This window comes from Acidovorax sp. JG5 (assembly GCF_017939685.1).
GTDB lineage: Bacteria > Pseudomonadota > Gammaproteobacteria > Burkholderiales > Burkholderiaceae_C > Acidovorax.
This window is the reverse complement of sequence record NZ_JAGKSE010000007.1, coordinates 159,491-181,334: the sequence shown is the minus strand read 5'-3', so window position 1 is coordinate 181,334 and position 21,844 is coordinate 159,491. Positions and strand designations below refer to the sequence as shown.

Here is a 21,844-nt window from a genome sequence, read left to right as displayed (position 1 = left end):
CGGACTTTGACGTTGTAGTCAACCACGCGTTTGACTGGGACCAAGACCTTCATTACTGCGGCTCCTTAATTTAGAGTTCGTTGAATTGACGTTTACGTTAACCGAGGCATTCTATGCCGCACGGCATCAAAACTGCTGCCATCCACAGCACACAGAGTCACAAAAAGAACGGTCGTGCTTTTTGTAAATTATAGGCCAGTGTTCGCTCTCATTGTCCAGTCCATGCTGTTACGTGAGGGGCGAAGCACCATGCCGCACCAGAGGCCCCTGCAAATCAGGCGACGGGGCAGCGCCTGGCGAAGCGTGCGCATCTTCGCTGGAAGCGGGCACATCCTGCGGTCGCAGGTGCACCACGCGCTGCGGGTAGGGAATATCGATGTGGTGGGCGCGCAGCGCAGCGAGAATGGCCCGGTTGATGTCCGAGCGCAAACCGAGCGTTCCACTTTCCGGGTCGGTGATCCAGTAACCGACAGTGAACTCCAGCCCGTCGGCCCCAAAGGCCGACAGAGCCACCAACGGCCCCGGCTCGCGCAGCACACGCGGGTTGGCCAGTGCCGCCTCGCCCAGCAGACGAACGACAAGATCGACATCGCTGTCATAGCCCACACTGATCACGGTAGACATCCACACGCGCGGGTCGGTCAGCGAAAGGTTCTCCACCCGCTGCGTGATCAGCATCTCGTTGGGCACGATGGATTCGCGCCCCACCCCCGAGCGGATCACCGTGTAACGCCCCGTGATGTCGGTGATATGGCCTTCAAAGCCATCCACGCGAACATTGTCGCCAATGCGCACGCTGCGCTCGGCCAGGATCACAAAGCCGCTCACATAGTTGGCCGCCAGCTTCTGCAGGCCAAAGCCGATGCCCACACCCACGGCGCCGCCCAGCACCGACAGGGCCGTGAGGTCAATGCCCACGGCGGACAGCGCCAGGATCAAGCCCAAAAAGATCAGCAAGGCGCGCGCGGCATTGCTGAACGCCTTGCGCAACGACAGCTCGCTGCCCTTGGCCGAGCGCAGCAGGCGCGACTCGATGGCCGAGGAGACCCACAGAGTCACGATCAGCACAGCGCAGGCTGTCACGGCGCCTTCGATCATGGTGCGCACCGACAGCGTGGTCGCCCCCACCTTCCAGGTGATTTCGTCGAGCTCCTGCAACACCAGCGGCAGCAGGCCCGTCACCCACAGCACCATGGCTAGCCAGGCCAGCCAGGAGATGGTGCGCTCGATGGGACGCACCCAGGCGGCCTGCGGAAAGGCCGCCTGCAGCACCTTGACCCCCACGCGGATCACCACCAGCGAGATCAGCACCGGAATGACCACCTTGAATGCCGCCAACGGCACCCATAGCGCCAACACCGCCCGCGCCACATAGCCCAGGCCCAGCAAGGTCAGGGGGAACAGCACGCCATCCACCACCTTGCGGCCAAACAGGATGGAGCGTGGCTCATCGCGACCCAGCGCACGGCGCAAGGCCGACACCATGAGCCAGGCCAGCGCCACGCACAAGGCCAGCGCCCCCAGCTCGATCAGTACCGTGGGCTGCGTAAATGCCCGAAACCACTGCTGCACATCATCAAACACCGGCGAAACAGACTGCATGGCCATCACACCTTCCACACCGGAGCGCGCTTTTCGGCAAAAGCCCGAGCGCCCTCTTGGGCCGCCGCGTCCATCATGTTGACGGCCATGGCCTGGCCGGCCAGCTGGTAGGCCGCATCCAGGCCCAGCTCACGCTGCTGGTAAACCAGCGCCTTGCCCATGGCCACCGCCACGCGGGGCTTTTGCACAATGGACTGCACGAGTTTTTCCACCTCGGCATCCAGCGCCTCGGGCGCCACCACGCGGTTCACCAGGCCCTGCGCCAGCGCCGTGGGGGCGTCGATGAAATCGCCGGTGAGCAGCATTTCCATGGCGCGCTTGGCCGGCATGTTGCGCACCAGCGGCACGCTGGGCGTGGCGCAGAAAAGGCCGTAATGGATGCCACTGGTGGCAAAGCTGGCGTCGCTCGCCGCCACCGCCAGATCGCACTGCGCCACCAGCTGGCAACCGGCCGCAGTGGCCATGCCCTGCACCCGCGCAATCACCGGCACCGGCAGCTTGTGGATGGTGAGCATCACGCGGCTGCACTGGGCAAAGAGCTGCTGGTACCACACCAGCTCGGGGTGGGCCGCCATGTCCTTCAAGTTGTGGCCGGCGCAAAACGCCTTGCCCTCGGCCGCCAGCACCACCACGCGCGCGCTGTCGTCGCGGGCCACCGCGTCCAGCGCCTGCTGCAGCGCGGCCAGCATCTCGCAGCCCAGCGCATTGAAGCGGGCGGGGTCGTTCAGGGTCAGTGTCACCACGCCGCGCGCATCGCGCGAGACCCGAAGCAGTTCATCATTCATCGTCATTTCAATTTTTCCTGTACGCCAACTGTCTCACAGCGCAGAAAACTGGCGCGCCCCTGGCCAGCAGACGCCGCGCAAGGGCCGCCCCGCAGCGCTGGCGTCGTCCCCCTTCCCGCGCAGCGAGAGAAGGGGGAAGCGGCGCAGCCGCTCAGGTGGTTGGTCATAATTCAGCCAACACGCGCACATGGGCTTCCACGCTGCGCGCCAGGGGGCCCATCACGTAGCCGCCTTCCAGGCACGAAACGATGCGGCCCTTGGAATAGCGCCGGGCGATATCCATGATCCGGTGGGTGATCCAGGCGTAGTCGGCCTCCACCATACCCAGCTGCCCCATGTCGTCCTCGCGGTGGCCGTCGAAGCCCGCGCTGATGAAGATCATCTCGGGCTTGAAGGCCTCCAGGCGCGGAATCCACATCATCTCGATGATTTCGCGGATGTCCATGCCGCGCGTATAGGCCGCCACCGGCACATTCACCATGTTGGGCGCCGGATTCTGGTCGCCGCTGTAGGGATAGAACGGGTGCTGAAAGATGCCCACCATGAGCGCGCGCGGGTCTTTGGCCAGGATGTCTTCAGTGCCGTTGCCGTGGTGCACGTCAAAGTCCACCACCGCCACACGCTGCAGCTTATAGCGCTGCAGCGCATATTTGGCCGCCACCGCCACGTTGTTGAAAAAGCAGAAACCCATGGCCTTGTCGTGGCAGGCATGGTGGCCGGGCGGGCGCACCGCGCAAAACGCGTTGGTGATCTCGCCGGCCATCACCGCGTCGGTGGCGGCCAGGGCCGCGCCGGCGGCGCGCAACGAGGCCTTCCAGGTGTGCGCATTGATGGACGTGTCGGTGTCGATCTGCGAGTAGGCAGGGCCACCCGCCAGCAGATCTTCGTTGAGCAGGTCCGACAGGCCGCGCATCGCCGCCACATGGAGCCGGCTGTGCGCCAGCTCGATGTCGGCGATCGAGGCCTCGGGCGCTTCGTAGCGCTCCAGGGCATCGGCCACGCCGGTGATCAGCAGACGGTCTTCGATGGCGTCCAGCCGCTCGGGGCATTCGGGATGCCCCGGCCCCATTTCGTGCTTTCGGCAGTCGGGATGGGTGAAATAGCCTGTCTTGCTCACAGTGAAATCCCCGTGTCTCTTTTTTCGGATAACGTGGCGCCATGCATGCACAGCCAAAAATCAAATCGCTTCTGGACCAGCTTAACACGGTGATTGTGGGCAAAAGCGCCCAGGTACGGGACTGCGCGGCCTGCCTGCTGGCGGGCGGCCACCTGCTCATCGAGGATGTGCCGGGCGTGGGCAAGACGACGCTGGCCCACGCGCTGGCGCGCACGTTTGGCCTGCAGTTCTCGCGGGTGCAGTTCACGGCCGACCTGATGCCCAGCGACCTCACCGGTGTATCGGTGTACGAACGCGGCAAGGAGGCCTTCGTGTTCCATCCCGGCCCCGTTTTTGCGCAGGTGCTGCTGGCCGACGAAATCAACCGCGCCAGCCCCAAAACCCAGAGCGCGCTGCTCGAAGCCATGGAAGAAAAACAGGTGTCGGTGGAGGGCGAAACCCGCGCCCTGCCCCACCCGTTTTTCGTGATCGCCACACAGAACCCGCACGACCAGCTGGGCACCTTTGCGCTGCCCGAATCGCAGCTCGACCGGTTTTTGATGCGCATCTCCATCGGCTACCCCGACCGCGCCGCCGAGCGCCTGCTGCTGGCCGGCAGCGACCGCCGCGACCTGGTGGACAGCCTGCTGCCCCTGCTGTCGCAGGACGAGCTGGCGCAACTGCAGCGCCAGGTGCTGGCCGTGCACACCGCCGAGCCGCTGCTCAACTATGTGCAGGACCTGATTGCCGCCACCCGCACGGGTCGCTGGTTCTTGCAGGGGCTGTCGCCGCGCGCCGGTATTGCGCTGGTGCGCGCCGCCAAGGCCCAGGCGCTGATCAGCGGGCGCGACTATGTGGCGCCCGACGACGTGCAGGCCGTGCTGCCGCAGACCATTGCGCACCGCCTGGTGCCCGTGGGCGACGCGCGGCGCGGCGCGGTGGAGCAGGTGCGCGCCATGGCCGAGTCGGTGCCCCTGCCTTGACTGTCTTGGGTCCGCACGCCATGCCGTCCCCTTCCGGCGCCTCTGCCGCTGCTACCGCTGCTGCCGATCTCCTTGCACCCACGCCGTCCGCACGCGCTGCCACGCCTTCGCGCCAGGCCGCGCTGAATCCGCTGGCCCGGGCGCGTGCGCGCTTTGCGCGCTGGTGGGAGGCACGCCTGCCGCTGGCCGACACCCTGACACTCACACAGCGCAATGTGTACATCCTGCCCACCGGCGCGGGCTGGATGCTGGCCGGCACGCTGCTGGTGCTGCTGGTGGCGTCCATCAACTTCCAGCTCAACCTGGGCTATCTGCTGACCTTTTTGCTGGCTGGCAGCGCGGTGGCGGGCATGCATGTGTGCCACGCCACGCTGCGCGGCATCACGCTGCACCTCAAAGCGCCCGAGCCCCACTTTCTGGGTGGCAGCACGGCGTTTGAAGTGCAGCTTTTCAGCGACCGGCGCACGCCGCGCCACGCCATTGCGCTGTCCGTGCACGGCCATGGCACAAGCAGGCACGACGGGGCCATGACCGACGTGCCCGCGCAGGGCAGCGCCAGCGTGCAGGTGGCGTTCCAGCCCACGCGCCGGGGCCTGCACCGGGTGCCCACGCTCGTGGCCGAAACCCGTTTTCCGCTGGGCACCTTCCGCGTCTGGAGCTACTGGCGCCCCGCCGCCCAGGTGCTGGTGTACCCCGCCCCCGAGGTGCCCCCACCGCCGCTGCCGCCCGGCGAGCCGCGTGCCAGCGGCACGGGCAGCGCCAGCATCCAGGGCATCGGCGAATTCGACGGCGTGCGCGCCTACCGGCGCGGCGACCCGCTCAAGCTGGTGGTCTGGAAGAAGGCCGCCAAATCGCTGGCCACAGGCACGGACGACCTGGTCAGCCGCGACGCCCAGCAGGCCCAGCGCCACGAACTGTGGCTGGACCTGGCCCATGCCGCCCTGCCCGACCACGAAGCCCGCATCGCGCGCCTGACGGCCTGGGTGCTGCAGGCCGACCGCCTGGGCATCGACTACGGCCTGCGCCTGCCGGCGCTGGAGCTGGCCCCCGACACCGGCGCGGCCCACCGCCAGCGCTGCCTGGAGGCCCTGGCGCTGTGCTGAGCCTCACCCTAAAAATATGCACCAAAATTGCCTATAGCGCTTATCCATCAAGCGCCATAAGCTCTTTATTTAATAGCAATTGCCCACCCTGTGCGCGGGCGCTGCGCCTCGCCCCATGACCCTGCGCCAAACCCTTGCCACCCTGCCACGCGACGCGCGGGACACGCTGTTTCTGCTGCTGGTGATTGCCTGGGTGGTGGCCCCGCAGGTGGCCCACCTGCCGGCCTGGGCCAGCCTGATGGCGGGCGCCGTGCTTCTGTGGCGCGGCTGGCTGGCCTGGAAGGGCCGGCCACTGCCGGGGCGCTGGGCCGTGGCCGGCTTGCTGGTGCTGGCGGTGGCCGGCACGCTGCTCAGCCACCAGACCATTGTGGGGCGCGATGCCGGCGTCACGCTCATCGTGATGCTGCTGGCGCTCAAGACGCTGGAGCTGCGCGCACGGCGCGATGCCATGGTGGTGTTCTTCCTGGGCTTCTTCACGATGCTCAGCAACTTCTTCTTCTCGCAATCGCTGCCCACGGCGGTGGCCATGCTGGTGGCGCTGCTGGGCTTGCTCACGGCCCTGGTCAACGCCCACATGCCGGTGGGGCGGCCACCGCTGGCGCAGGCGTTTCGCCTGGCCGGCACCATGGCGCTGCTGGGGGCGCCCATCATGGCGGCGCTGTTTTTGCTGTTTCCGCGCATGGCGCCGCTGTGGGGCATGCCCAGCGACACCATGGCGGGGCGCAGCGGGCTGTCGGGGGTGATGAAAGTGGGCAACATCGCCGAGCTGGCGCTGGACGACAGCGTGGCCATGCGTGTGCGCTTCGACACCCCCGGCGGGGCCCCGCCGCCGCAAAGCGATCTGTATTTTCGGGGGCCGGTGTTTGCCACCTTTGACGGCAGCGAATGGCACCCCTTGTCGTACCGCGCGGGCAACCGTGCGCTGGAGCGGCCCAACAGCCCCGCGCAACTGCGGGTCCAAGGCCCGGCTCTGCGCTACGAAGTCACGCTGGAGCCCCACCAGCGCCCCTGGCTGCTGGTGCTGGACGCCGCGCGCGACAAGCCCGCTGTGGCCGGCATGGGCACCTTCATGACGGACGACCTGCAGTGGCGGACCAGCCGACCCATCACCGACGTGACGCGTTACCAGGCCGCAAGCTACCCGCAGTTTCGCCACGGGCCCGACACCGCCACCCCCGCGCTGCGCGCCTACACCGAGCTGCCACCAGGCTTCAACCCGCGCACGCTGGCCCTGGCCCAAGAACTGCGCAGCGACCCGCGCATCGCATCCGACCCGGCCCGTGACCCAGCCCGTGACGCCACGCCCGCCCTCGTCAACGCCGCGCTCGCGCGCCTGCGCACCGGTGGCTACCGCTACACGCTGGAGCCCGGCGTGTACGGCCAGCACACGGCCGACGAGTTCTGGTTCGACCGCAAGGAAGGCTTTTGCGAGCACATCGCCTCGGCCTTCGTGGTGCTGATGCGCGCCATGGACATTCCGGCGCGCATCGTCACCGGCTACCAGGGCGGCGAGCGCAACGCCGTGGACGGCTACTGGACCGTGCGCCAAAGCGACGCCCACGCCTGGGCCGAAGTGTGGATGGCCGGGCGCGGCTGGGTGCGCGTGGACCCCACCAGCGCTGTGGCCCCCGGGCGCACCGGCGCCTTCGAGCGCCTGCAGGCCCCGCGCGGCGCCCTGGCCACCGCCATGGGCACCGTGATGAGCCCCAGCATGGCGCAAAACCTGCGCGCGATGTGGGAAGCCGTCAACAACGGCTGGAACCAGTGGGTGCTGAACTACACGCAAAGCCGCCAGTTCGACCTGCTCAAGGCGCTGGGGTTTGCATCGCCCAGTTGGCAAGACCTCGTCACCGCGCTGGGCGCGCTGGTGGGGCTGGCCGCGCTGGGCGGCGCCGGCTGGACGCTGTGGGAGCGCAGCCAGCACGACCCCTGGCTGCGCCTGCTGGCCCGCGCCCGCCAGCGCCTGGCCCAAAGTGGCCTGACCCTGCCCGACACTTTGCCACCGCGCGCCATGGCCCGCCAGGTGCAGGCACAATTTGGCGATGCCGCGCAAGGCGTGGCCGACTGGCTGCTGCGGCTGGAGCAATGGCGCTATGCCGCGCACCCCGAAAACCCCGCCCACCAGCTCAACGCCCTGCGCCGCGAATTCCGCACCCTTTCCTGGCCCGCCGCCACCGCGCGCCGATGAACCCGACGACATGCTGAAAACCGTACACATCGCTATTTTATTGATAGCTGCTTGCGCAATACCCATAAGCGCTAGCGGCCAAAAACACCAAAAATCTGGCAAAACCCAGGCCACTACCGCTCGCAACGCCGCCGCGCCCGTCGGCACCGCCTACGCCACGCGCCCCGAGGCGCTGCAGTTTGCCAACGACCTGGCCGAGCGCCGCGACCTGGACCGCGAATGGGTGCGCCAGGCCATCGGACAAGCGCGCTTTTTGCCCCAGGTGCCCCGGCTCATGCTGCCTGCGCCCAAGGGCCAGGCCAAGAACTGGCGGGTGTACCGCAGCCGCTTCATCGACCCGGTGCGCATCCGTGCGGGCCTGCGCTTTTGGCAGGACAACACCGAAGCCCTGGCGCGCGCCGAAAGCGAATTTGGCGTGCCCGCCGAAATCATCGTGGGCATCATCGGCGTGGAAACCATCTACGGCCAGCAGATGGGCAATTTTCGGGTGATGGACGCGCTGGCCACGCTGGCGTTTGACTTCCCGGCGGCACACCCGCGCGCCGCCGAACGCACCGCGTTCTTCCAGCGCGAGCTGGAGCAGTTTCTGAGCCTCACGCACCGCACCAACGTCGATCCGTTTGAGCCACGCGGCAGCTACGCGGGCGCCATGGGCCTGGGGCAGTTCATGCCCTCCAGCTGGGTGCGCCACGCCATCGACTTTGATGGCGACGGCCGCGTGGACCTGTTCAACAGCCCCGCCGACGCCATCGGCTCGGTGGCCAATTACTTCATCGCCCATGGCTGGAAGCCGGGCCTGCCCACGCACTACAGCGTGCAGTTCGACGCCGATCCCGCGCGCGTGCAACTTGACGAACTGCTGGCCCCCGACATCCTGCCCACCTTCAGCGCCGCCAGCATGCAGGCCAAGGGTGCCGTGCTGGACGCCGCAGCAGCGCAACACGCCGGGCCGCTGGCGCTGGTGGAACTGCAAAACGGCGGCGACGCGCCCAGCTACGTGGCCGGCACCGAGAATTTTTATGCCGTCACGCGCTACAACTGGTCCAGCTACTACGCCATGGCCGTGATCGAGCTGGGGCGCGAGGTGGCCGCAGCGCGCGCACGCTAAGCTGGCCCACCTCTTTCAAGCCAACACCGTATGTCAGCCACCACCCATTCGACGCCCGTTGCAGACGCCATCGTGCGCGTGCGCGGCCTCAGCAAAACCTACGCGGGCGGCTTCCAGGCGCTCAAGAACGTCAACCTGGACATCCGCCGCGGCGAAATTTTTGCCCTGCTCGGCCCCAACGGCGCCGGCAAGACCACGCTGATCAGCGTCATCTGCGGCATGACCAGAGCCACCGAAGGCAGCGTGACGGCCGACGGCTTTGACACCGTGCGCGACTACCGCGCGGCCCGCTCCGCCATCGGCCTGGTGCCGCAGGAGCTGCACACCGACTCGTTCGAGACCGTGTGGGCCACCGTGAGCTTCAGCCGCGGGCTGTTTGGCAAGGCCCCCAATCCGGCGCTGATCGAAAAGATCCTGAAAGACCTCTCGCTCTGGGACAAGCGGGACAGCAAAATTTTGGCGCTCTCGGGCGGCATGAAGCGCCGCGTGCTGATCGCCAAGGCGCTGTCGCACGAGCCGAAAATTCTGTTCCTCGACGAACCCAGCGCCGGCGTGGACGTGGAACTGCGCCACGACATGTGGCGCCTGGTGCGCGCGCTGCAGGATGCCGGCACCACCATCATCCTGACCACGCACTACATCGAGGAAGCCGAGGACATGGCCGACCGCATCGGCGTGATCCGCCAGGGCGAGTTGATCGTGGTGGAAGACAAAGCCGTGCTGATGCGCAAGCTCGGCAAAAAGCAGCTCACCCTCACGCTGCAGCACCCCATGGAGCGCGTGCCCGAATCGCTGGCACGCTGGCCTTTGGCCCTGTCTGCCGACGGCCATGCGCTGACCTACAGCTTTGACACACAGCAGGAAGACACCGGCATCGCCGCGCTGCTGCGCGCACTGGGCGAGCACGGCATCGACTTCAAGGACCTGCATTCGTCCGAGAGCTCGCTCGAAGACATCTTCGTCAGCCTCGTCCACGAACAGAAAGCCAGCCAATGATGGGTTTGAACCTGCACGGCGTGCGCGCCATCTACCGCTTCGAGATGAACCGCGCCTTTCGCACCTGGGCGCAGAGCCTGATTGCTCCGGTGCTCTCGACATCGCTGTATTTCATCGTCTTCGGCTCGGCCATTGGCTCGCGCATGGGCGACATTGGGGGCGTGGACTATGGCGCCTACATCATCCCGGGGCTGTTGATGCTGTCGCTGCTTTCTGAAAGCATTTCCAACGCGTCTTTTGGCATTTACATGCCCAAGTGGTCGGGCACCATTTACGAGCTGCTGAGCGCGCCGGTCAACTGGGTCGAGGTGCTGCTGGGCTATGTGGGCGCGGCGGCCACCAAATCGCTGATAGTGGGTGCGCTGATCCTGGCAACGGCGCGGGTGTTCGTGCCTTACGAGGTCGCGCACCCGGTGTGGATGCTCGGCTTTCTGGTGCTCACGGCCATCACGTTTTGCCTGTTCGGTTTTCTGATCGGGCTGTGGGCCGACAGCTTCCAGAAGCTGCAGATCATTCCGCTGCTGGTCATCACGCCGCTGACGTTTCTGGGCGGTGCTTTCTACAGCATCAGCATGCTGCCGCCCTTTTGGCAGACGGTGTCGCTGTTCAACCCGGTGGTCTATCTCATCAGCGGCCTGCGCTGGGCCTTCTATGGCGCGGCCGACGTGCACATGGGCGTGAGCGTGGGCATGACGCTGGTGTTCATGGCGGCGTGCCTGGCCGCGGTGTGGTGGGTGTTCAAGACGGGCTACCGGATTCGGCGCTGAGCGCTGGGGCCCGCGCTGCGACCCGCGCAGCGGTGCCACCGCAGCCAGCCCCAGCCGCACACCCGCCGCGCTGAGGCGCTGGCGCGCTCAAAACCGCTGCATCGTGCAGCTGTGCGGCTGCTGCGCCTTGGCGGCGGCAATCTGCCGCACCACGCGAAAGCCGTAGCCCGAGCCTTCCACGTCGAACTTCACGCCAGGTGCGCCCTTTTTGTCCATCACGCCCACGGCCAGGGCCTGCTGGAACTGGTGGTCGGCCGCGCGCATGGCGCCGCCCTGGCCGGCCAGCTGCACGCTGGCTTTTTCCATCTGCCGGGCCACGGCCACCACATCGGTGCTGCGCGCGCGCTCGATGGACTGGGCCAGCGCCTCCACCATGAGCTGCATGCGCATGTGCACATAGTCATCCTCCGGCTTGGGAAAGCGTGCGCGGAACGACTGGTAAAACGCCTCGCTTTGCGCGCCCGGCACGTTGGGCAGCCAGTCGGCCACGGCCACCACCTTGCCCACGCCGGCATCGCCCAAAGCGGCGGGGGCGCCCAGCGCGTTGCCATAGAAGGTGTAGAAATTGCCGTCAAAACCTACCTCGCGCGCGGCCTTGACCAGCAGCGTCAGATCGTTGCCCCAGTTGCCGGTAACCACCGCCTGCGCGCCGCTGGCCTTGATCTTGACGGCGTAGGGTGCAAAGTCTTTCACGCGGCCCACGGGGTGCAGTTCGTCGCCCACCACCGCCACATCGGGACGCTGGGCGGCCAACTGCCGCTTGGCCTCGCGCAGCACGGCCTGGCCAAAGCTGTAGTCCTGGCCGATGAGGTACACGCTCTTGAGCGCCTTGTCCTCGCGCACCACCTCCATCAGCGCGGCCATGCGCATGTCGGCATGGGCATCAAAGCGGAAATGCCAGAAGCTGCATTTCTCGTTGGTGAGGATGGGGTCCACCGCCGAATAGTTGAGGAACAGCACGCGTTTGCCCGGCTCGCGCTCATTGTGCTTGTGGATGGCCTCGATCAGCACCGCCGCCGTGGCCGACGAATTGCCTTGCAAAATGACCTGCGCGCCATCGTCGATGGCCGCGCGCAGCGCCGACAGGGCCTCTTCGTTCTGGCCCTTGCTGTCGTAGCGCTCCAGCGCCAGCGGGCGCGCACCGCCCGCAGTGGCTGGCAGACGCACGCCGCCGCGCGCATTCACGCGCTCGATGGCCCAGAAAATGTTGCGAAAAACCGCCTCGCCCGTGTTGGCAAAAGGGCCCGACAGGCTCTCGATCAAAGCCAGCTTCACCGGCTGGGCTTGCGACACTGCCGCCTTGGGTGCGAGGGTCTGCGCCCAGCTGGCCGACGCCAAGGTCAGCGTGCCAGCCACTGCGGCCACAACAGCCAAAACGGATTGACGTAATACCGCCGCGCCTGATTTCAAGCCCGCCGACTGCAATTTATTCATGCCATTTTTCCCTTGAAATGCGGTGTGGCTGTACACACCTCTTTAGCATGCGGCGACCACTCCGAGAGCCGCGCAGTGTATAGGAGCCACCCCATGATTTTCGCCCCCGTGATCCGCCGCGCCGCCTACGCCAACGCACCCCGTCCTGCCGATCTGGCGCTGCAACGCTTCCTGATGGGCGCCCTCGAAACACCAGCCCGCGCCGGCACCACCGCCGGCTGCACCGTGACGCACGACGACAAGTCCACCACGCTGCAACTGGACGTGCCCGGCCTGGCGCGCGATCAGCTGCAGATCAGCATTGAAGGCAATGTAGTCAAACTGCAAAGCGTGGAAGGCGCCCCCCGCCAGGTGCAGCGCGCCTGGGAGCTGGCCGAAGACATTGACGCCGCTGCCAGCACGGCCAAGCTGGAAAACGGTGTGCTGACGCTGACGCTAGCCCGGCTGGTACCGGCCGACAAGTCGGTGCAGCTGGTCGTGCATTGAAAGGCTGAGTGGGCAGTGCACGAATGCTACGCATTCAATAGCAAAAACCGCCTGAAGCGCATGCGCCTCAGGCGGTTTTTGTTGATGGCTCACCCGTTGCAGGCATGTAATAAAACCGCTCCCAAAGCCCTCACTGGCACAAAGCCCCCAATAAGGTTCCGGCAATCACGCACAGCCAAGTGTTACAACCTGAGCGTTTTCAACGCCAGCCAGTGAAGCCCCCCATGAACCTCGTCAAATCCAAACAACGCGTTGCCGACCACGGTGAGGTCTTCACCCCGCCGTGGATGGTCGAGGCCATGCTCGATCTGGTGAAGGATGAAAGCGAGCGCATCGACTCCCGCTTTCTGGAGCCCGCCTGCGGCAGCGGCAACTTCATCGTGCAAATCCTGCGGCGCAAGCTCGCTGCAGTCGAACGCAAATACGGCAAGTCTGACTTCGAGCGGCGGCATTACGCCCTGCTGGGGCTGATGTGCATCTACGGCATCGAGCTGCTGGCCGACAACATTGCCGAATGCCGCGCCAATGTGCTGGAAGTCTTTGCCGACTATCTGCAACTGGAAGAAGCCGACGAGCTGTACCGCGCGGCAACGCAGGTGCTGCGGCACAACCTGGTGCATGGCGACGCCCTGACCATGCGCGACCACAACGGCCAGGCCATCACCTTTGCCGAATGGGGCTACCTGGGCAAAGGCAAATACCAGCGGCGCGACTTTAGGTTTGACACGCTCACCGGCGCATCAAAGTTCAGTGAAGAGGGCTCACTTTTTGCTGACCTGGGCAAGCACGAAATCTTTACCCCGGTCACCACCCATCCGCCCATGACCGTGGGCGAACTGGCCGCCCTGCCAAAAGACTGCATATGACTGACACCATCGTTCCCCAGCTCACCGCACGCTTTGACGAACTCAGCCAGCAACTGCCCGATGAGGGCATCGAATTCTGGTTTGCCCGTGACCTGATGGAGCCCCTGGGCTACGCCCGCTGGGAGAACTTCACCACTGCCATCCATCGGGCCATAGATTCTTGCAAATCAACGGGTTACAACGAATCGGATCATTTTCGTGGCGTCACGAAAATGATCGATACGGCTAAGGGTGCCAAGCGTCCCGTCGAAGACTTCATGCTCACCCGCTACGCCTGCTACCTCATCGCCCAAAACGGCGACCCGCGCAAGCAGGCCATTGCCTTTGCCCAAAGTTACTTTGCGGTGCAGACGCGCAAGCAGGAACTGATTGAAGACCGCATGCGCCTGCAAGCCCGGCTGGAGGCGCGCGACCGCCTGCGCGAATCGGAAAAAGCGCTATCGCAAAACATCTACGAACGCGGCGTGGACGATGCCGGTTTTGGCCGTATCCGTGCCCAGGGCGATGCGGCGCTGTTTGGCGGCCACACCACGCAGATGATGAAAGACAAATACGGCATCGTGCAGACCCGTCCGCTGGCTGACTTCTTGCCCACACTCACCATTGCCGCCAAGAACTTGGCGACGGAAATGACCAACCACAACGTGCAGCAGGCCAACCTGCTGGGCGAGCGCTCCATCACCCAGGAGCATGTGCAAAACAACCAGAGCGTGCGCGCCATGCTGGGTCAGCGTGGGATTGCACCCGAACAGTTGCCAGCGGAAGAAGACATCAAAAAGCTGGAGCGCCGGGTAAAAGCCGAGGACAAGAAAATCGAAAAGCAATCGGGCAAGCTGCCAGGGCCTGAGAGCCAGAACGTATGAGCACCGCATGAGCATCACTTTGCAAGCCCCCTTCGCCCTGCATGGCCGCAACCCCGATGTGCTGACCTGCATTGCCAACCTGTCCAACGACGAAGTGTTCACCCCACCCGAACTGGCAGGCCGCATGCTGGACTTGCTGGCCGAGGCCTGGGCCGCAGACCACTGCGGCGCCAGCCTGTGGGCGGACAAAACCGTGCGCTTTTTGGACCCCTTCACCAAATCGGGCGTGTTTTTGCGCGAGATCACCAGCCGCCTGACCGTGGGGCTGGCGCAAGCCATCCCAGACCTGCCAACGCGCGTGAACCACATCCTGACGCAGCAGGTGTTTGGCATCGGCATCACACGCCTGACCAGCTTGCTGGCGCGGCGCAGCGTGTATTGCTCTAAATACGCCAACGGCACGCATTCGATTGCCCAAGGCTTTACCAGCGAGGCGGGCAATATCTGGTTTGAGCGGACGGAGCACCGCTGGGCCAACGGCAAATGCACGTTTTGCGGTGCCAGCCAGACGGCGCTGGACCGTGGCGAGGGCTTGGAAACCCACGCCTACGCATTCATTCATACCGACCACATCAAGACTCGGATGGCCGAGTTGTTTGGAGCACACATGCAGTTCGACGTAATCATTGGCAACCCGCCGTACCAACTGAACGATGGTGGCTATGGCACCAGCGCCGCGCCGATTTACCAATTGTTCGTGGAACAGGCAAAAAAGCTGGAGCCGCGTTATTTGTCGATGGTGATTCCAGCGCGCTGGTTTGCTGGCGGCAAGGGCCTGGATGAGTTCCGGGAGTCGATGCTTGCCGACGATCGCTTGCGCTCGATTGATGACTTTCTCAGCGCGTCGGATGTTTTTCCCGGGGTTGGCCTCAAGGGCGGGGTTTGCTATTTCCTCTGGAACCGCGACCACCCCGGCCTTTGCGACGTGAACACCCATTTCAAGGACTGGCCCATTTCCACCGCCACCCGTCCGCTGATGGAAAACGGGGCCGACATTTTCATCCGCTTCAATGAAGGACTGTCAATTTTGAAGAAGGTAATGGCTGCTGAGCAGTCAGTCAGTCAGTCAGTCAGTCAGTCAGAGCATGCACTGAAACTGCCTGAAAGCAAGCGTTTTGATCTGCTGGTCAGCTCCAGAAAACCGTTTGCACTCGAAACAACTTTCAAGGGAAGAGCGATAAAAAAGGCAGGTGATTTGCTCATCTTCCAGAACGGCGGGACGGGTTACGTCGCCAGAGACTCGATTACTGCCAACACCGAACTCATCGACAAATGGAAGATTTACGTGGGCCGTGCCGCCCCGGGCACCGGCAACCGTGATACCTACCCGCACCGCATTCTGAGCACACCGTTCATTGGCGAGCCGGGCAGCATTTGCTCTGAAACCTATTTGTGCATTGGCCCGTTTGACACCCAAACTGAGGCGGAAAGTGCCCTGTCCTATCTCACTTGCCGACTGACGCGCCTGTTGATTCTTCTGCACAAACCATCGCAAGACACCACGCGCAAGGTTTACACCTTCGTGCCCACGCAAGACTGGACGAAACGCTGGACGGACGAAGACCTCTACGCCAAATACGGCATTGCACCGCACGAAATCGAGTTTATTGAAAAAGTCGTGCGCCCGATGGATCTGAGCAGTGATTTGCTGGGTGATGTCAAAGTGGACGAAAGTGACGATGAATAAACCCACCATCGACGAAGTCCTCCCGCCCAAACCCGACGCCCGCCCGCGCATCTACGCCTATTCGATTGCCGATGCCGCGCACCACGGCCAGCTCAAGGTGGGCCAGACCACGCGCAATGTGCGCCAGCGCGTGGCCGAACAGCTCAAAACCGCTGCCATTCAGAACTTCTGCATCGAACTGGACGAACCGGCAGAGCGCGACGATGGCACCCTGTTTTCTGACCACGAAGTGCGCGCCGCACTGGCCCGCAAGAGCTTTGAAAACACCCGGCTGGAGTGGGTGCGCTGCACGCTGGCCGATGTCAAAACCGTGCTGGCCGAGCTGCGCACTGGCCAGCGCTTGGGCGGCACGCACCACGAAACTTTTCCGATGCGCCGCGAGCAGGCCGAGGCGGTGGACAAGACCTTCGACTACTACCAGTCGATCTGGACAGAGAACCAGAATGCCGCGCCGCGTTTTTTGTGGAACGCCAAGATGCGCTTTGGCAAAACCTTCGCCGCCTACCAACTGGCGAAGAAGCTGCAAGCCCGGCGCGTGCTGGTGCTGACCTTCAAACCGGCAGTCGAAGACGCGTGGCAGACCGACCTGGAAAACCATGTGGACTTTGCGGGCTGGCAATACCTTTCGCGCAACTCGGGCAGCGACCCGACGCAGATCGACCGTGCCAAGCCGGTGGTGTATTTCGGCTCGTTCCAAGACCTGTTGGGGCGCGATGCGGCGGGCAACATCAAAGCACGCAACGAGTGGCTGCACGCGGTGAACTGGGATTTGGTGGTGTTTGACGAATACCACTTTGGGGCCTGGCGCGACACGGCCAAAGAGCTGTTCGAGGGCGAAGACGACGCGACCGTAAAAAAAGAAAAAGAGCTGGAGGGCGCGCTGGAGCAGGTGAACGAAGAGCTGGGCATGCGCGCCACGCTGGAGACCGACTTTCTGCCCATCACCACGCGGGCTTATTTGTACCTGTCGGGCACGCCGTTCAAGGCGCTGGCCACGGGCGAGTTCATTGAGGAGCAAATCTTCAACTGGACCTACACCGACGAGCAGCGCGCCAAAGCAGCATTTGCCGCAGCGCACCCCGGCCAGCGCAACCCGTATGGCGCCTTGCCGCAGATGCGCCTGCTGACCTACCAAATGCCCGACGAGTTGCTGGCGGTGGCCAGCGGCGGCGAGTTTGACGAGTTCGATCTGAATGCGTTTTTTGAGGCCAGCGGCAGCGGGGCCGGGGCGCAGTTCAAGCACAAGGGCGATGTGCAGAAATGGCTGGACATCGTTCGGGGCGGCAACCTGGCCCAGTCTGCCGAGCTGCTCAAAGCGGGCACGCGGCCACCGTTTCCGTATTCGGATGTGCGGCTGCTGCCATATTTGCAGCATTCGTTCTGGTATTTGCCCGATGTGGCGGCTTGCCACGCTATGGCAAACCTGCTGGCCGAGCGGCACAACACGTTTTGGCACGGCTACCACGTCATAGTGGCCGCAGGCAGCGCGGCGGGTATTGGGCTGGCGGCGTTGCCACCGGTGCGCAAGGCCATTGGCAGCGGGTTTGACAGCCAGACCATCACGCTGTCGTGCGGCAAGCTCACCACAGGCGTGACGGTGGCGCAGTGGTCGTCCATCCTGATGCTACGCAATCTGAAATCGCCCGAGAGCTATTTTCAGGCGGCGTTTCGGGTGCAGTCGCCGTGGTCTATCAAGAATCCCAACGGCGACAACCCGAACGAGGAGGAAATTCTCAAGCCGGTGTGCTTTGTGTTTGACTTTGCGCCCACGCGCGCGCTGCGCCAGTTGTCGGAATACGGCATTGGGCTGTCGCCGGGCGAGTCCAACCCCGAAAACGCGGTGCGCGATTTGGTGGCCTTTCTGCCGGTGCTGGCGTTTGATGGCGCCAACATGACGCAGATTGACGCGGGCGGCATTCTCGACATCGCCATGGCGGGCACCTCGGCCACGCTGCTGGCGCGCAAGTGGGAAAGCGCGCTGCTGGTGAACGTGGACAACGGCACGCTGCGCCGCATCTTGGACAGCCCCGAGGCAATGGCAGCGGTGGAGCGCATCGAGGGCTGGCGCGCGCTGGGCGACAAGGTCATCGAGACCATCATCAACAAGAGCGAGAACGTCAAAGACCTCAAGAAGAAGGCCAAAGAGAGCGAGCTATCAGCGCAAGAGAAGAAAGAGCTTTCGGCAGAAGAAAAGGAATACAAGTCCAAACGCAAACTGGTGCAAGAAAAGCTGATCAAGTTTGCGACGCGCATCCCGGCGTTCATGTACCTGACGGATTTTCGGGAGAACACCTTGCAGGACGTCATCACCAAGCTGGAGCCAGAACTGTTCCTGACGGTAACTGGCCTGACGGTGCAGGACTTTCACCTGCTGGTGCGCCTCAAGGTGTTCAACACCGAGCAGATGAACCAGGCGGTGTTCGCGTTTCGGCGCTATGAAGATGCTTCCCTGCGTTACACCGGCATCGAGAGCCACGATGGACTGACCCACTACGGGCTGTATGACACCGTGGTGGCGAAAGACTGACGCAGAAGCTGCATGTGCTGGCAATTTTCACTCATGCCGCAGGGCATCAATCGGGTCCATCCGCGCCGCGCGCCGCGCCGGAAAATAGCCAAACACCACCCCGATCCCGGCCGAGAACACGAACGACAGGAGGTTGACGCCCGGGTTGAAGAGGTAGGGCACATCCATCAGGGCCGACAGGCCGATGGATGCCCCCGTGGCCAGCACGATGCCAATCAACCCGCCCAGGGCGGCCAGCACCACAGCCTCGATCAGGAACTGCAGCAGCACCTCGCGCTCCAGGGCGCCAATGGCCAGGCGCAGGCCGATCTCGCGCGTGCGCTCGGTCACGCTGACCAGCATGATGTTCATGATGCCGATGCCACCCACCAGCAGGCTCACCGCCGCCACCGCGCCCAGCAGCATGGTCATGACCTTGGTGGTGCCCGAAAGCGTGTCGGCCAGCTGCTTGGTGTCGAGCACGTTGAAATTGTCTTCGTCGGTGTCGGCGAGCTTGCGCAGCTCGCGCAGCAGCTGGGTCAGGCTGGCCTTCACCCGCTCGGGGTCGCTGCCGTCCTGCATCGAGACCAGCAGCGTGTTGACGCGGGTGTTGCCGGTCACGCGGCGCTGCAGCGTGCGCAGCGGCACCAGCACGGTGTCGTCCTGGTCGTTGCCAAAGGCGCCCTGCCCCTTGGAAGCCAGCACGCCCACCACCTCGCACGAAAACGCCTTCACGCGCAGCTGCTCGCCCACGGCATCGCCCGTGCCATAGAGCTCGCGGCGCACGGTTTCGCCAATCAGGCACACGGCGGCGCCGGCGCGCAGCTCGGCATCCGAGAACACCCGCCCGGTGCGCACGGCCCAGTTGCCCGTCTGCAGCCAGGCATTGGTGCTGCCGATGATGCTGGTGGTCCAGTTGCGTCCCCCGGCCACCACGGTGGCGCTGGCCCGCGCCTCGGGAGCCACGGCCAGAATGCCGCCGATCTGCTGGGCGATGGTGTCGGCGTCGGTGTCCTTGAAGGCCGGCGCGCCCGAGCCGCCGCCCGGGCCCATGCGCTGGCCGGGGCGCACCTGCAGCAGGTTGGTGCCCAGGCCCGAGATCTGGTTTTGCACCGCCATGGTGGCGCCGTTGCCCAGCGTGACCATGGTGATAACAGCGCTGACCCCGATCACGATGCCCAGGATGGTGAGAAACGAGCGCATCAGGTTGCGCCGGATCGAACGCAGCGCGAGCAAGAGGGTGTTCAAAAGCATTACGAAACCTCGGGCACGGGAATGGCAGGCACCGCAGCGCGCAAGCCCACGGGGTGCGGGTTGGGCGCGTCGCTGTCCACCTTGCCATCGACAAAGCGCACGATGCGCCGCGCATAGGCGGCCATGTCGGGTTCGTGGGTGACCATCAGCACGGTGATGCCCTGATCGGCATTGAGCCGCCACAAAAGCTCCATGATTTCCTGGCTGCGCTGGGTGTCGAGATTGCCGGTGGGCTCGTCGGCCAGCAGCACGGCCGGCTGGGTGACGATGGCGCGCGCAATGGCCACGCGCTGCTGCTGGCCGCCCGATAGCTCGGACGGTGTGTGGTGCTCCCAGCCCTTGAGGCCCACGGCATCGAGCGCGCGGGCCGCAGCGGCGTGGCGCGCGCTGGCTGATTCGCCCCGGTACAGCAGGGGCAGCTCGACGTTTTCCTGCGCCGAGGTGCGTGCCAGCAGGTTGAAGCCCTGAAACACAAAGCCAAAGTATTGCCGGCGCAGGCGCGCGCGCTCGTCGCGCGAGAGCGACTCCACATGCACGCCCTTAAAAAGATATTCGCCCGTGGTCGGCCGGTCCAGGCAGCCCAGGGTGTTCATGGCGGTCGATTTGCCAGAACCGCTGGGGCCCATGATGGCCACGAAGTCGCCCTGCGTGATGTCCAGATCCACGCCCTTGAGCGCCTGAAACGCCAGCGCGCCCTCGCCATACACCTTGGTCACGCCGCGCAGGCGGATGAGGGGTGGTGCATCGCTCATGGTGCCGCCCCGGCGGAGCGCTGGTCGGTGATGACGGCCATGCCCTCGGCCAGACCGTCGCCGCTGACCTCGGTGCGCCGGCCATCGCTGATGCCCACCTGCACCGTCACGGCGTGCGCAGCGCCGTCCTTGAGCACCCACACCTGGCGCGCACGGCCCGCGCTGTCGGCCGCATCGCCGCTGCCGCCCGCCCGGCGCGTGCCCGAGCGCGGCATGCGCGGCATCAGCTGCGACAGGATGCCGCCCGACGACGCCGGCTTCGCCGCCGCCCCGGCCGTGCCACCTGAAGCAATGGCCGGGGTAAAACGCAGCGCCGTGTTGGGCACCAGCAGCACATCGTTGCGCTCGGTGGAGGTGATGGTGGCCGCCGCCGTCATGCCGGGGCGCAGGCTCAGGTCGGAGTTGTCCACCTCCAGCCAGGTGATGTAGGTGACCACGTTGTCGGTCTTGGTGGAGCCAAACGACACCCGCGTGACCTTGGCCGGATATCGGCGCGTGGGATAGGCGCTGACCGTGAAACTGGCCTTCTGGTCGAGTTTGACCGAGCCCACGTCGGCCTCGTCCACGCTCACATCCAGCCGCAGCCGCGTGAGGTCTTCGGCCAGCGTGAACAGCGTCACGGCCTGCAGCGACGCGGCCACGGCGTTGCCGGGCTCGACCGACCGGGTCAGCACCACGCCGTCAATCGGCGAGCGGATCGAGGCCTTGGAGAGGTTGGTGACATCAGTGGACAGCGCCGCGCGGGCGTCGTCCACCGAGGCACGGGCACTGGCTTCGTCGGCCCGGGCGCGGTCGAGCGTGGCCCGGCCGCTGTCCAGCTCGGCGGCCGACGGCACCTTGCCGCCCGACAGCCGCGCCACTTCTTCCAGCCGCCCCAAGGCGGCGAGTGCCTCTTTGGTGGTAGCCACCGCCTGTGCCAGCTTGGCCTGCGCGGCCGCCAGCGAGGCGCGCGAGCGCAGCACCTGCGCATCGAGCTTGGCGGTGTCGAGTTCGACCAGCACCTGGCCCTTTTTGACCTTGTCGTTCACGTCCGCCAGCACATTTTTGACCGTGCCCGACAGCTCGCTGCCAATGGTGACCGCCCGCGTGGGCTGCAAGGTGCCGTTGGCCGACACGTTGAGCGTCAGGTTGCCCCGGCGCACCTCCTCGGTCACATACACCGGGGCTGCGCTGGCGCGCTGCTGGCTTTGCCAGTAATAAATGCCGCCGCCCGCCAGCGCCAGCGCCGCCACGCCCAGCCACAGGGTCGAGCGCTGCCACCAGCGGCGCGGCTTGCCACCACCGATCAGCGCTTGCAGGTCAGCGGCGGTGGTGGACGGGCTGGCGGGAGGGGTGTTTTTTTCAGGAGAAGTCATGGACATCGGATTC

At 65.1% G+C, this 21,844-nt stretch carries 18 protein-coding genes; 11 read left to right on the top strand and 7 right to left on the bottom strand.

The features are described from left to right. Nucleotides 1–228: 228 nt before the first annotated feature. From J8G26_RS10390 to J8G26_RS10380, 3 genes are all read right to left on the bottom strand, one after another. On the bottom strand, nt 229–1,608 hold the full coding sequence (locus J8G26_RS10390; RefSeq protein ID WP_087746795.1) for a mechanosensitive ion channel domain-containing protein: 1,380 nt from the start codon (nt 1,606–1,608) through the stop codon (nt 229–231). Next, nucleotides 1,608–2,393, bottom strand: a complete 786-nt coding sequence (locus tag J8G26_RS10385; protein ID WP_198314710.1) for an enoyl-CoA hydratase — start codon at nt 2,391–2,393, stop codon at nt 1,608–1,610. The genes J8G26_RS10390 and J8G26_RS10385 overlap by 1 nt, the downstream gene beginning before the upstream one ends. A gap of 157 nt (nt 2,394–2,550) precedes the next feature. Next, nucleotides 2,551–3,504: a histone deacetylase family protein gene (locus tag J8G26_RS10380; protein ID WP_198314711.1), complete on the bottom strand. Its 954-nt coding sequence runs from the start codon at nt 3,502–3,504 to the stop codon at nt 2,551–2,553. Nucleotides 3,505–3,545: 41 nt separating this feature from the next. Here J8G26_RS10380 and J8G26_RS10375 point away from each other — a divergent pair, with 41 nt between their 5' ends. From J8G26_RS10375 to J8G26_RS10350, 6 genes are all read left to right on the top strand, one after another. Further along, nucleotides 3,546–4,466 carry a MoxR family ATPase gene (locus J8G26_RS10375; protein WP_087746799.1) on the top strand — a complete coding sequence of 307 codons (921 nt, stop codon included), beginning with the start codon at nt 3,546–3,548 and terminating at the stop codon, nt 4,464–4,466. Nucleotides 4,467–4,486: 20 nt separating this feature from the next. Then, nucleotides 4,487–5,569: a DUF58 domain-containing protein gene (locus J8G26_RS10370; protein WP_210568856.1), complete on the top strand. Its 1,083-nt coding sequence runs from the start codon at nt 4,487–4,489 to the stop codon at nt 5,567–5,569. 115 nt (nt 5,570–5,684) lie between these two features. After that, nucleotides 5,685–7,757, top strand: coding sequence for a DUF3488 and transglutaminase-like domain-containing protein (locus tag J8G26_RS10365; protein WP_210568855.1), 2,073 nt, complete (start codon nt 5,685–5,687; stop codon nt 7,755–7,757). A gap of 10 nt (nt 7,758–7,767) precedes the next feature. Next, entirely contained in the window at nt 7,768–8,865 is a 1,098-nt protein-coding gene (gene mltB, locus J8G26_RS10360; RefSeq protein WP_210568854.1) for a lytic murein transglycosylase B, read from the top strand. A 30-nt stretch (nt 8,866–8,895) separates the two neighbouring features. Then, nucleotides 8,896–9,861, top strand: coding sequence for an ABC transporter ATP-binding protein (locus J8G26_RS10355; protein WP_210568853.1), 966 nt, complete (start codon nt 8,896–8,898; stop codon nt 9,859–9,861). A gap of 5 nt (nt 9,862–9,866) precedes the next feature. After that, nucleotides 9,867–10,628, top strand: a complete 762-nt coding sequence (locus tag J8G26_RS10350) for an ABC transporter permease (protein WP_210568865.1) — start codon at nt 9,867–9,869, stop codon at nt 10,626–10,628. Nucleotides 10,629–10,715: 87 nt separating this feature from the next. Here the strand turns inward: J8G26_RS10350 and J8G26_RS10345 are convergent, their stop codons facing one another. After that, nucleotides 10,716–12,062: a branched-chain amino acid ABC transporter substrate-binding protein gene (locus J8G26_RS10345; protein ID WP_210568852.1), complete on the bottom strand. Its 1,347-nt coding sequence runs from the start codon at nt 12,060–12,062 to the stop codon at nt 10,716–10,718. 93 nt (nt 12,063–12,155) lie between these two features. On the opposite strand from J8G26_RS10345, the gene J8G26_RS10340 reads away from it, so the two are divergent. From J8G26_RS10340 to J8G26_RS10320, 5 genes are all read left to right on the top strand, one after another. Continuing rightward, a complete protein-coding gene (locus J8G26_RS10340; RefSeq protein ID WP_210568851.1) occupies nt 12,156–12,548 on the top strand; it encodes an Hsp20/alpha crystallin family protein in 393 nt (130 codons plus the stop codon). A 224-nt stretch (nt 12,549–12,772) separates the two neighbouring features. Continuing rightward, complete coding sequence (locus J8G26_RS10335) at nt 12,773–13,414, top strand: N-6 DNA methylase (RefSeq protein WP_210568850.1); 642 nt, start codon at nt 12,773–12,775, stop codon at nt 13,412–13,414. Next, complete coding sequence (gene dinD, locus J8G26_RS10330) at nt 13,411–14,277, top strand: DNA damage-inducible protein D (RefSeq protein WP_210568849.1); 867 nt, start codon at nt 13,411–13,413, stop codon at nt 14,275–14,277. Before J8G26_RS10335 ends, dinD begins: the two co-directional genes overlap by 4 nt. 7 nt (nt 14,278–14,284) lie before the next feature. Then, nucleotides 14,285–15,964, top strand: a complete 1,680-nt coding sequence (locus J8G26_RS10325) for an Eco57I restriction-modification methylase domain-containing protein (protein ID WP_210568848.1) — start codon at nt 14,285–14,287, stop codon at nt 15,962–15,964. Beyond that, nucleotides 15,957–18,491, top strand: a complete 2,535-nt coding sequence (locus J8G26_RS10320; protein WP_210568847.1) for a DEAD/DEAH box helicase family protein — start codon at nt 15,957–15,959, stop codon at nt 18,489–18,491. The genes J8G26_RS10325 and J8G26_RS10320 overlap by 8 nt, the downstream gene beginning before the upstream one ends. Nucleotides 18,492–18,518: 27 nt before the next feature. Here J8G26_RS10320 and J8G26_RS10315 read toward each other — a convergent pair whose 3' ends face one another. The 3 genes from J8G26_RS10315 to J8G26_RS10305 are packed head-to-tail and all read right to left on the bottom strand — an operon-like array spanning nt 18,519 to nt 21,831. Further along, nucleotides 18,519–19,724 carry an ABC transporter permease gene (locus J8G26_RS10315; protein WP_210568846.1) on the bottom strand — a complete coding sequence of 402 codons (1,206 nt, stop codon included), beginning with the start codon at nt 19,722–19,724 and terminating at the stop codon, nt 18,519–18,521. Then, nucleotides 19,724–20,476 carry an ABC transporter ATP-binding protein gene (locus J8G26_RS10310; protein ID WP_210568845.1) on the bottom strand — a complete coding sequence of 251 codons (753 nt, stop codon included), beginning with the start codon at nt 20,474–20,476 and terminating at the stop codon, nt 19,724–19,726. The genes J8G26_RS10315 and J8G26_RS10310 overlap by 1 nt, the downstream gene beginning before the upstream one ends. Next, nucleotides 20,473–21,831, bottom strand: a complete 1,359-nt coding sequence (locus J8G26_RS10305; protein WP_210568844.1) for an efflux RND transporter periplasmic adaptor subunit — start codon at nt 21,829–21,831, stop codon at nt 20,473–20,475. The genes J8G26_RS10310 and J8G26_RS10305 overlap by 4 nt, the downstream gene beginning before the upstream one ends. Between the last annotated feature and the right edge of the window lie 13 nt (nt 21,832–21,844).